The 12,023-nt window shown below is 47.7% G+C and carries 8 protein-coding genes; 6 read left to right on the top strand and 2 right to left on the bottom strand.

All coding sequences use genetic code 11. The features are described from left to right. The first annotated feature begins 444 nt into the window (after positions 1-444). The 3 genes from DLM76_RS04055 (at position 445) to DLM76_RS04045 (ending at position 7,064) form a co-directional block, all read left to right on the top strand. Positions 445-3,675: an efflux RND transporter permease subunit gene (locus tag DLM76_RS04055; RefSeq protein WP_241548171.1), complete on the top strand. Its 3,231-nt coding sequence runs from the start codon at positions 445-447 to the stop codon at positions 3,673-3,675. Positions 3,676-3,809: 134 nt separating this feature from the next. Next, positions 3,810-5,231, top strand: coding sequence for a TolC family protein (locus DLM76_RS04050; protein WP_429946401.1), 1,422 nt, complete (start codon positions 3,810-3,812; stop codon positions 5,229-5,231). Positions 5,232-5,303: 72 nt separating this feature from the next. Then, entirely contained in the window at positions 5,304-7,064 is a 1,761-nt protein-coding gene (locus DLM76_RS04045; protein WP_118964410.1) for an acyl-CoA dehydrogenase family protein, read from the top strand. Between the two features lie 64 nt (positions 7,065-7,128). Here DLM76_RS04045 and lfb1 read toward each other — a convergent pair whose 3' ends face one another. Continuing rightward, complete coding sequence (lfb1, locus tag DLM76_RS04040; protein WP_118964409.1) at positions 7,129-7,491, bottom strand: LIC10280 family protein; 363 nt, start codon at positions 7,489-7,491, stop codon at positions 7,129-7,131. A gap of 320 nt (positions 7,492-7,811) precedes the next feature. Here lfb1 and DLM76_RS04035 point away from each other — a divergent pair, with 320 nt between their 5' ends. From DLM76_RS04035 to DLM76_RS04025, 3 genes are read left to right on the top strand one after another with little or no spacing between them, the layout of a single operon-like run. Then, a complete protein-coding gene (locus DLM76_RS04035; RefSeq protein ID WP_118954838.1) occupies positions 7,812-8,834 on the top strand; it encodes an SPFH domain-containing protein in 1,023 nt (340 codons plus the stop codon). Beyond that, on the top strand, positions 8,831-9,754 hold the full coding sequence (locus DLM76_RS04030) for an NAD(+)/NADH kinase (RefSeq protein ID WP_118954839.1): 924 nt from the start codon (positions 8,831-8,833) through the stop codon (positions 9,752-9,754). Before DLM76_RS04035 ends, DLM76_RS04030 begins: the two co-directional genes overlap by 4 nt. Before the next feature lie 55 nt (positions 9,755-9,809). Continuing rightward, positions 9,810-10,238 carry an SRPBCC family protein gene (locus tag DLM76_RS04025; protein ID WP_118954840.1) on the top strand — a complete coding sequence of 143 codons (429 nt, stop codon included), beginning with the start codon at positions 9,810-9,812 and terminating at the stop codon, positions 10,236-10,238. 150 nt (positions 10,239-10,388) lie between these two features. Here the strand turns inward: DLM76_RS04025 and DLM76_RS04020 are convergent, their stop codons facing one another. Beyond that, entirely contained in the window at positions 10,389-11,858 is a 1,470-nt protein-coding gene (locus DLM76_RS04020) for a potassium/proton antiporter (RefSeq protein ID WP_118954841.1), read from the bottom strand. Positions 11,859-12,023 lie beyond the last annotated feature (165 nt).

Raw genomic sequence — 12,023 nt, 5'->3', positions numbered from 1 at the left:
TTTCTATCTAAGTGAAGAAGCCGGCTGCAAAGTATTGGACGAAAAGATCGAAATTGAAAGAAATTTCCCGTTTGATTTAAAATAAATTTCGATTTTTTTACGAAGAAACTTCGGGTCCTTCTCCCTAAGAAGCTTTTCTATAAATTATTAACCTAACGTTGCGTTTCGATTTGCTAACGGCGTTTAGTCTATGAGGACGCATAACTTCTCCGATTCTCGGAGCGCTCTCAAACAAAAGGAAAATTTCGAATGCGTTGTTTTCTCATTTTTAGCACAAATGTGTATTATAATTTTCGAACCTGTGAAATAATTAGAAAATTGTCCAAGATTATAGGATGAGAGTGGAATGATCCGCAAAAAATCGGACCTGCGACCGGAAAAACAGGTCGAATGCGTATTCAAGGTCGTTCCTTTCTTCGTTTGATTTCATCTAAGGGGTTTTTCTTGCTTTCCTCAGTATCGATACGCAATCCTATTTTTTCTTGGATGATGATGGCCGCGATCATTCTGTTCGGCTCGGTCGGATTCTCAAGAATGGGCGTTTCTCAGATGCCCGACGTGGACTTTCCCGTGGTCAACGTTTCTCTTACCTTGGTCGGAGCCAACGCGCAGGTGATGGAAACCGACGTCGTGGACCCGATCGAAGAGGTTCTGATGGCTGTAGAAGGAGTCACCGAGGTTCGTTCTACTTCTTCGGACGGATCGGCGACCGTAACCGTCGAGTTGGAACTCAGCCGTGACGTTGACGTCGCGGTGCAGGAGATTCAAACCAAACTCGCGCAGGTTTCCAACAAACTTCCCGAAGAAATGGATCCGGCCGTGATTACGAAATCCAATCCGGATGACACCCCGATCATCTGGGTTTCGGTGACTGCGGTCGATAAAACGGAAAAAGAAAAGATGCTCTTTGTGAAGGATTTTCTGAAGGATAAGTTTCAGAAGATTTCCGGAGTGGGCGAGATCATTCTCGGCGGTTACGTGGATCGGACGATCAACGTCTATCTGGATCCGATCAAACTTTCAAGAAGCGAAATCGCCGTCGACGATATCGTCAACACGTTGAAGGAACAGAATCTCGAAGTTCCTTCCGGTCGATTGGAAAATAAAACGAGCGAGATCAGTCTTCGCGCCGTGGGAGAGGTACCGACCGCGGAGCAGCTCGGAAATATCTTTTTGAATTCGAGAAGCGGTTCTCCCTTATTCCGATCGATTCGTCTGAAGGACATCGCGATCGTAGAAGACGGGTTAGGCGAAGTTCGGAGAATTTCCCGCTTTAACGGAATTTCAGCCGTCGCGATCGGAATTAAAAAACTCAAAGGCGCGAACGCGGTTCAAGTCGGAGATCTTGTTAAGGCGAAGGTAAAGGAATTAAAACCGAAACTTCCGAAAGGATACGATCTCACCGTTTCCAACGATAACACGGGCTATATCCGAGACAGCGTAAACGAACTCGAATTCACTCTGATCTTTTCCGCGATTCTTACCGGATTCGTCTGCCGTTTGTTTTTGGGAAATTGGAAAAGCACGGGCAACGTGCTTCTTGCGATTCCGACTTCGGTGATCGGAACGTTTTTGTTTTTATACTTTGCGGGTTTTACGATCAACACGTTCACGATGTTGGGTTTGTCCCTCGCAACCGGGATCGTTGTCGACGATGCGATCATGGTTCTCGAAAATATTACGCGACATCGGGAGATGGGCAAGTCCTGGTTCGACTCGGCATTGGACGGCGCCTCCGAAATCCGTTTCGCCGCGTTGGCCGCCACGTTAGCCGTCGTTGCGATCTTTCTTCCCGTCGCGTTTATGAAGGGAATCATCGGAAGATACTTTTTGGAATTCGGCGTTACGATTTCCGTCGCGGTGCTTCTTTCCCTTTTCGAAGCGTTGAGTTTTACTCCGATGCGCGCCTCGTTGTACAGCGAAGGCAAACGGGAGAATGGAAGGAAATCCTATCTTTCCTCCGTGTTTTCCGCAGACGCGCGCGAATCTTGGAATCGTTGGATTTCAAGGGTTTCGATTTTCAAAAGAATGGACCCGACGATCGAACGCTTTCTCGACTACAGCACGGACTTATACGCCCGTTCGATCGATTTCGTATTAAAATATCCTAAATCGATTTTGTACGGAACGACCGCGTTGTTTCTCGTATCGCTCGGTTTTTTCTTTCTTTTAAAGAAGGAATTCATTCCTCCGCAGGACATGGGGCGTTTTATCGTGCGCGCGCGTTTGCCTTTGGGTTCTTCTTTGCAGAGAACGGACGAGGTGATGAAGAAGGTGGAGCAATATCTCATCCAAAGAAAGGAAATCGATAAATATATTTCCAACGTGGGCGGATTCGGAGGAACCGAAGCGAACGCGGGAATGTTTTTTATCACGATGAAGGAAATGGGACAAAGGCCGAAAAATCCTAAGACCGGAAGGGAAATCACGCAGGCCGCGCTTTTCGGAATTTTACGAAAGGATTTGAAGGAACTCGTTCCGGAGGCTACGTTCTCGGTGCAGGATCTTTCGCAGAGAGGATTTTCAGCGGGACGAGGATATCCCGTCGAACTCGTGTTAACCGGTCCCGATTGGCAGACGTTATCCGCTCTTTCGGTGCAGATTCTCGATAAACTCAAGGAAAGTAAGGCCGTTTTGGACGTGGATACGGATTACGTCGCGGGACAAAAAGAACTCAGGCTCGTGACCAATCGGGAAGCCGCCGCGCTCCGAGGCGTGAGCATGGCGAATGTCGGAAACACCGTGGGGACTCTGATGGGCGGTAAGAACGTAAGCCGTTTTACGGAGAATGGTCGGAGCTACGATGTGCGCGTTAAGATCCAAAAGGACAAGGGGGAAACGATTGCGGTGATCCCCGAGATCAGCGTTCGCAACACCTTCGGAGAATTCGTAAAATTGAAAGAAGTCGTGAGCATCCAGGAAAAGGAAGCGTTGAAGACGATCACTCGAATCAACCGCGAACGGGCGATCCGGGTTTTCGGAAATCCGACTCCGGGCCTAGGTCAAACCGCTTCCACGGAAAAAGCTCTGGAGATCGCGCGATCGATTTTGCCGGAAGGATATTCTGTGTCGGTGACCGGTTCGGCGAAAACCGCGAAAGAATCGGGAGAAAGTCTGACTCTTGCGTTGTTCTTCGGGATTCTTCTTTCGTATATGATTCTTGCGAGCCAGTTCAACAGTTTGAAACAGCCGCTTTACATTCTTTTGGCGATGCCTTTCAGTTTTACGGGTGCGTTAGTCGCCCTTTATCTGTTCGGTCAATCGTTCAATATGTATAGTTTTATCGGATTGATTCTTCTTTTGGGTTTGGTGAAAAAGAATTCGATTCTTCTTGTGGAGTTCGTCAATCACGTTCGAACCACGGGTAAAAGTATTCAGGAATCCATTCGGGAAGGTTGTCCGATTCGTTTGCGTCCGGTTCTGATGACGTCCTTCAGTTCGATCGCGGCGGCGATTCCTCCCGCGTTGGCGCTCGGACCCGGAGCCGAAACGAGAATTCCGATGGCCGTTACGATCCTGGGCGGGATGACTCTTTCGACTCTCATCACTTTGTTGGTGGTTCCCGCGGCGTATTATCTCGGCGAAAAGGAAAAAGAAGAAGGCACTACAAAGGCTTCGTTCGTATTTCCCGAACCTTCGCCTTCCGTTCCTAAAAATAAAAAAACAAAAAAATGATTTCGATAAATATTATAAAAAAAGAATACAATCATTCGCATACGACGAGTCGATTCAATTCGCAGCGGCCGGCTTTGAATCCGATTCGTCTCAAATTTCAAGGGGAATCGTTTTTCCGGAAAAAGAGTTTCGCATTGTTTGCGATTCTGTTTTTGGTCTTGATCGCGGGTTGTACGGACGACTCCGCGATCCGAACCAACGACGGAGTCGTAGAACCTCGCTTAGAAGAAGTCACGGGAGTTACGACCGAAAAAATCCGGAACATTTCTCCCGAACAAGAGTTGAGCATCGACGAACTTTATGCTTATGCGGTGGAACGAACGGAACGGATCGCGCTCAAAGAAGAGGCGATTCAACAGGCGGATTCGCAAAAGGCGGCGGCCTTCGCGTCCTTCTTCCCGTCCTTATCCTTGGTATATAACAAATTTTATCGGATTCCCGGACCGAATTCTCACTTTAACCCGTATTATACGGAGCCGAACCCGTATACCGGAGGATCTTCTTCGAGCAGCAGCTTGCCTCCGACGGTCGGCCCCGGAACCAGACTCTTGTTGTCGATTCCGATCCTGAACGGAGTCAGTCAATATACTACATACAAGGCAGCGGGTGCGTTGACCAACGTGAGAATGAACGAGGCTCGTTACGAGTCCGGACGGCTCTATCTGGAAATCGCACAAGCATATTATAATGTTCTTCAGTTGAAAGAGGTCATTCTTCTGGAGGAAAAAAAGACGGACTTGGTCCGTAAAACCATCCAAGAACGCAGAAGACTTTTTTCCTTAGGGAGAATCACGAGGGCGGATTTGAGCGGGGCCGAAGCCGATGTTTCCCGTTCCGAAGCTTCTCTCGAAGACTTTCGGTATCAATTGAAACAAGCCGAAATGGCTCTCGAAAGTCTCGTCGGAGCGGGAGAAGGAGGATTGAGGCTTTCGATTCCCAAAGAGGCGATCGTGATTCCTCACAACCTGACGCCCGAGGAAAGAATCGCCAAACGATACGACGTCATCGCCGCAAAAGAGAATCTCAAGATGGCCGAACTCAATTTGAAAAAAGCTTGGGGCGGGCATCTGCCTTCGGTAACGCTGAACAATTATTATACGATTCCCGAACACAACACGACTCCGAACAAAGACATTACGATGCAGTTGTCGATCAACGTGCCTATATTATCCGCGGGTACGATCACCGCCGGAGTCAAACAGGCGCAATCCGCGGTTCGACAAGCGGAACTGCAGTTGTCGCAGGCCAAACGAGTTGCGAGCGACGAGATCCGCAAAGCCTATGAAAGTTCTTTGAATTCGGCCCGTTTGTTGTCCTTATATTCAAAAGCGCGCAACTCCGCCGAATCCAATCTCAGCAGTCAAAGAAGAGGATTCAGTTTTAAAACCGCCTCCCGTTTGGAACTTCTGGTTTCGGAAACCTCCTTTTTGGATTCGGAAATCGCGTATCGAAAAGCGTATTATCAACATTCCTTAAATACGATTTGGTATTCCGTTGCGATCGGCGAGCTGCCGAAACTAAAAAAATCGAAAGAAGAGGATAAGACCGGGGGTTAGTTTTCTTTGTACGCTTGACATCTCTTCTCGATGGTTTTAACTATTGGGCATAGTTGAGAGGTAAAAGTCCCCATGATTATCAGTAATTACTTTCAGGACAATGATGATATCAAACTCGTGTTCGACGAGTTGATCGATTGGGATGAGATTGTCCACGCTTACGAGCATAAATTCGAAGACGCGGAAGAATATAAGAAATCCGGAAACGACAGATTGGCATACGCTCCTTCGAGCGTGGAAGAAGCCAAAGAATACTATAAGTCCGTATTGGAATCCTTGGGCGAGATTATGGGAGAATTCGTCGCTCCCCGCAGCAAGGAAATGGATAAGATCGGACTCAAGTATGAAAACGGAAAGGTGACCTTTCCGAAAGCGCAGGAAGAATGTTACAATACGCTCCGTGACGCTGGTTTGATGCCGATTTCGATCAGCAGAAAATACGGCGGAATGGGTTTGCCCGCCACGGTTCAATCCTTTATGTGCGAGATCGCGGCGAGAGCCGATGCGGCCTTCTGTCTTGCGTACGGAAACATCAACATCGTGGAGATTATGGAACGTTATGCGTCACCGGAAATGTGCGAAAAATGGCTTCCCGATATTTCCGCGGGTAAATACAGCGCGGCGATGGCGTTGACCGAACCGAACTACGGATCGGATCTTCCGAACGTTCAGACGAGAGCGACGCAAGACGCAAACGGCGTATGGAGAATCAACGGAGCGAAACGTTTTATCACGCACGCATGCGGTTACGTCAACGCGCCTTCCGTCATTCTTACGTTAGCGAGAACCGGATCGCCCGAAAGCGGCGCGAGAGGTTTGTCCTTCTTTCTCGTAAAAGGAAGCGACGTTCATATCGCGGGCGTGGAACACAAGATGGGACTCCATTGTTCCCCCACTTGCGAAGTCGTGTTCGACAACGCTCCGGGAGAATTGATCGGTAAAACCGGATACGGTCTCGTAAAATATTCGATGGGAATGATGAACGCGGCGCGACTTACGATCGCAACCCAGTCTTTGGGAATCGCAACCGCCGCGTATTACGAAGGTAAGAAATACGCATCGGAAAGAATTCAATTCGGAAAACCGATCGAACAAATTCCCGCGGTCAGAAAAATTCTCGATCGTATGGAACGGGAGATTCTCGCAACCCGAGTTCTCATCGCCGAAACGGGAAAGGCGATCGATTTATATCATTGGCCGAAAGAACATCTCATCAAAGTGGAAGGTAAATCCGAACGAGACGTGAGCCAGGACGAAAGTATTCGCCGTTGGGAAAAACTCGCCGATCTTTTTACTCCTCTCAGCAAATACTACGCTTCGGAAGGATGCGTTTCCATCGCGTCGGATGCGCTTCAAATCCACGGAGGAAGCGGTTACACCGAAGACTACGACGTCGCGCGGATCTACAGAGACAGCCGAATCACCACGATCTACGAAGGAACGACTCAGCTTCAAGTCGTCGCTGCGATCGGAGGAGTGGTTTCGGGAATGTCCCCGACCGGACAACTCAGACAATATGCGGAAGGAGAACTTTCCAAATTCTCCGCTTCGGAAGACCTGAAAAAAGTCTGGAACGATCTCGATGTCGCCGTAGCTTTTTTCAAATCGATCCACGACGGAAGCGTAAAGGATTCTTTAGCGTTCGAAGTGGTGGAGATCGCGGCGCGGTTTCTCTGCGGGCTTCTCTTGGAAAGATCGCTCAAGGTTTTGAGCGGAAAAGAATTAGAAAAACGGAAAGCGATTTCACAGGCTTATAATTTGGACAGCATTGCGGCTTCCAGCGCGAATCTGATCAAGCTGGAAAGAGCTTCCAAACAAGCGGTTCCCGCTTAACGAATCGAGGACTTCGCCGAGAAAGAACAGCTCGGCGAAGCTTCAAAAGAATATTCGAATATTCTTATTTTCTTAAGGTCTCCGTCGCGCTTCCGCCCGCCCAGGTTCCTTCCAAAAGTCTGCCCCCGTTTTTCACTTCGTAGATCACGGGATCGTTTTGTCCCCAATCCACGGTCAACGTAGTTCCATCCAGAGTTCCGGTTCCCGTAAAGGTTTGTCCGGCAACGGTCCAAGTAAAAAGATATTCTCCGTTCGATTGGGTGATCGTCACGCTACCGCCGTACGAAGAGCCGTCCGGATTGGTTCCGGCGACCCGATACTTCCCGCTGATGGAGGAAGCGTTTATTTGGCCGATCTGAGCGATTGCGGTTGAGATAAAACCGAACACCAGAAGAACGAGGAAAAATCTTGAGATGATTCGAAACATTTGCGTATTCTCCTTAAAGAGTGGAAGAAATCTGCACGTATTTTCAAAAAAGTCAATTCATAATTGGGAAAAACAAAACGGTTATACAGAAATTATTTCTTAGAAGTTAAAACTAAAACGAAATCGAACGAAGTCTATGGAAAGAATCGCTTCCTTTATAAGAAGCTGTTCCAAAATCGGGGCGGCTTCTTGCGGCTTAATTTTTCCGATTCGATAAAGTTAGTTTTGAATAAGCTGTAAAATGATTTGATCGAAAAAAGGAAGTCTGAAAGATTCGATTCTCCGAAACCGGAAAACGAAACGCGGGAGAATCTAACATCATGTTTGGATGGAATTATATACAATTCGATTCGATGACTCATGTAATTGTTTATAAAAACGGAAAAGTTTCCAAAGAAGGACGAGGCCTTTCATTTTTCTATTTCGCTCCCACGAGTTCGATCGCGGCGATTCCGTTGGGAAGTAACGATCTTCCGTTTATCTTCAACGAATCCACGAACGATTATCAAACCGTTTCGATCCAGGGGCAGATCACGTATAAAATTTCCAATCCGAAATCCTTGTCCGAACTTTTGGATTTCACGGTGGATTCCAACGGAACGTATAAGAAAAACGAGATCGAAAAGTTGAATCAAAGGATCATCAACTACGCGCAGACTTCGACCTCTTCCTTTATTCACGGGATCGGCCTGAAGGATTCGATCCGTTCCGCAAAGACGATCGAAACGCAGATTCTTCAAGGCTTGCAGACTTCCAGCGCGATTTCCACTTTGGGAATCGAAATTCTGAACGTGAACATTCTCGCGATCCGTCCGAATCCCGAAATGGAACGGGCTTTGGAAACGGAAACGAGAGAACGTCTTCAGCAGGAAGCGGATCAAGCGATTTATGAAAGAAGAAACTTCGCGGTGGAACAGGAACGCAAGATCAAAGAAAGCGAATTGAACACCGAGATCGCCGTCGAGGAAAAGAAAAAACAAATTTCCGAAAAGCAGATGGAGGCGAAGATTCTCGAAGCGGACAACAAACGAAAACTCAGAGAGATGCAGGTTCAGGCCGACATCGCCGTCGAAGAACAAAGAAAAAAATTCATCGAGATGAAAACGGCCAACCAGAAAAAGGAAGCGGAAGCGCAGGGCTTCGTTACGGAAACGACTCTGAAACCGTTCCGAGATATCGACTGGAGAACGTTAGTCGCTTTGAACAACAATCCCGATCCGAAATTCAACATCTCGCTCGCCTTTAGACAACTCGCCGAGAACGCGGAGAAGATCGGAAACTTGAACATCAGTCCCGATCTGCTGGAAAATCTTCTTCAGGAAAAGAAAGATTCCAAAAAATGAAGGTCGAATATGCGATCATCGTTAAGAATAAAACGCGCCTGGAAGCTTTGATCGAACGTTTCAACACGAAACAGCAGGCGCGTTTTTATATCGAAAGACTCGGTGGAAGGTTCGAAGATTACGAAGCGGAACACGAGGTTTTTCACGAATCCTTGGATCTTGTCCAGAAGCGGATCTCCAAAAAGATCAAATCCAAAATCGTGGAGCGGATGTATGTTCCTTCGTTTCTTTTTTCGCAAAAGAACGTGATCGTTACGATCGGTCAGGACGGCTTGGTCGCTAACACTGCGAAATATTCGAAGGGGGTTCCGATCGTCGCGGTCAATCCGGATAAGGAACGATACGACGGCGTGCTTCTTCCGTTTGATAAGGATAACTTTATGCACGCGGTCGAAAATGTGATGGGAGGAAATTTCACTTCCAAGACGGTTCGTTTCGCCGAAGCAAAACTCAACGACGGTCAACGGCTGCTCGCGTTCAACGATTTGTTTATAGGTCCTTCTTCCCATACTTCCGCGCGATATAAGATTTCGTACAATCGGAATCTGGAAGAACAATCTTCGAGCGGGATCATCGTTTCCACTCCGGCCGGCAGCACGGGTTGGCTGAGTTCTATATTCAATATGGCTTATGGAGTTACGGGACTTTTCGAAAAGGAATTAACGCTCAAACGTCCCGCACTGCAGGAAGATCAACTTTTGTTCGCAGTGCGCGAACCGTTTCAAAGCGTCCGGACTCAAATCGGAATCACCGCGGGCGTTCTTACCGAGAAATTTCCGTTGACGATCGAGTCGTTGATGCCCGCTGGCGGAGTTATTTTCAGCGACGGAATCGAAAGCGATTATCTTCGGTTTAATTCCGGTTCGATCGCTACGATCGGAGTTTCTTCGGAAAGTGCGACGTTGGTCGTAAAATCCTAAACTTCGTCGCGTTTTTACAATTCAAGAATCGCGTTTTGTGTTATAAATAATTCTTATGAGCCAAAAGTTAATTTTAAAAAAACAGATTTCGATTCAAGCGCCGATCGCAAAGGTTTGGAACGGGTTGATCGATCCGGAAATTATCAAGTTGTATCTTTACGGAACGAAAACGATATCGGATTGGAAGGTCGGAAGTCCGATCGTATTCACCGGAGTTTGGGAGGAAAAGGAATACAAGGACCACGGAACGATTTTGAAATTCGAAAAGGAAAAAATCTTTCAATATAATTATTGGAGCAACTTTTCCGGGATTCCGGATGTTCCGGAAAACTATTCGATCATTACGTTCGAGTTGAAGTCCGAAGGAACGTCTACGATTCTTACTTTGACGCAGGAAAATTTTCCCACGCAGACGTCGTACGAACATTCCGACACGGGCTGGGATCATTCGCTCAAAATTTTGAAAGAGTTTTTGGAAAGGTAAGAATCCTGCGGTAGGGATGCGGAGCGTGCGAAGCAGTCGTCTCGTTAGAGACGACCGAAGGCGAAAGCCGAAGCGCGGAGCAAGCCCGGTCCTGCGTTTACTTTCCAGGTTCGAATTACGAATCCGTTCGCAGGAACCGCCCGATCCCCTTTACGTTGCGGGCGCGTCCATCTTGGAAAGGATTTCGCGGATCTTGTCCTCGCTTCCTTTCGGAGTGAGAATCAAAAGAACATCACCTTCTTCTAATTTAGTTTTTCCTGTTGGAACGATATGTCCGTCACCGCGGTAGATCAAGGTGATCAGAGAGTTTTCCGGGAAGTTCAACGAATACACGAACTTTCCGACCGAATTCGAACCGTAAGGAACGATGAATTCCAAAAGATTGGAATCGCTCTGTTCCCGATTTTCGAATTCGAACGGATACGAAGCCCTTTGCTCCAAAGGCGCGTCCAATCCGAGCCAACGAACGACTTGAGGAACGCTCGTTCCTTGAAACAACAAGGAAATTAATACGGTAAAGAATACGAGATGGAAGATCTTATCGGAGCCTTCCACGCCTTGCGCGAACGGAAACGTCGCAAGAATAATCGGCGCCGCTCCGCGGAGTCCGATCCAAGAGACCAACAACTTCTCCCGAAAATTATAACCGGACCGAAAGAGAGTGATGAATACCGCGATCGGCCTCGCAAAGAAAACGAGAAAGAGGGAGAACAAAATTCCCGTTCCGAACAACGGAGGAATTCTGCTCGGATAAACGAGCAGACCCAACGTTAAGAACATGATGATCTGCATCAACCAAGCGATTCCGTCTAAGAAGCGGAGATTACTTCGTTTGTGAACGAAGGACTGATTTCCTAAAACGAGCCCCGCGATATATACCGCTAAGAACGGGTTTCCTCCGATCAATTCGGTCGCCGAATACACGAACAAAACGGAAGCCGAAATTAAAACCGGATACAACCCTTCGTATTCGAGTTTGATTCGATTGAGTCCTTTGTAGATCACGTAACCGAACACTACGCCCGCCGCCGATCCTATGGAGAATTGCATAAGGATGTGAAGAGCCAATTCTCCCGCTCGCGGAGGTTGAGGTCCTAACAAACTGAGAATACTTACGGTTAAAAGAACGGCTAACGGATCGTTGCTTCCCGATTCGAGTTCGAGTAAGGACGTAAGTCCTTTTTTCATCCCCGTGTTTCTGGTTCTGAGAACGTTGAAGACCGCGGCGGCGTCCGTCGACGAAACGACCGCACCCAATAAGAATCCGATGATCGGAGAAAATCCGAGAACGTAAACGGAAAAGAGTCCCATCGTCGCCCATGTGATCAAAACGCCCAGGTTTCCTAAGACGATTCCTTTCCAGAGAACGGGTTTGATCTTCTGCCATTCCGTTTCCAAACCGCCGGAGAAAAGAATGTATGCCAACGCGATCGAACCGACTTGTCTTGCCAGAAGAGGATTGTCGAAGTCGATTCCGCCGGGTCCATCGGAGCCGGCGGCCATTCCGATCAGAAGAAAAAGGAGAAGAGAGGGAACCCCGAATTTGGAGGAAACGCGCAGAAGCCCGATGCTGAGAATAATCAGGCCGGATAAAACAAGAGTGCCGAATTCAAATTCCATTCAATACCGTAAGAGTAGGATTCCATAAAGTCTGGGTTTTCAGAGATTGCTGATTAGACCCTGAAAGTCCGGATTTAGAACTTTCTATCCTTCCTTTTTTCCAAAAAATAGGAAATGGTACAAGGAATTTTTTCAATTCGTTTCGGCCGATTGCCGCGGTTTTAT

It is taken from the genome of Leptospira yasudae (assembly GCF_003545925.1).
GTDB lineage: Bacteria > Spirochaetota > Leptospiria > Leptospirales > Leptospiraceae > Leptospira > Leptospira yasudae.
This window is presented reverse-complemented; position numbering and strand designations above follow the sequence as displayed.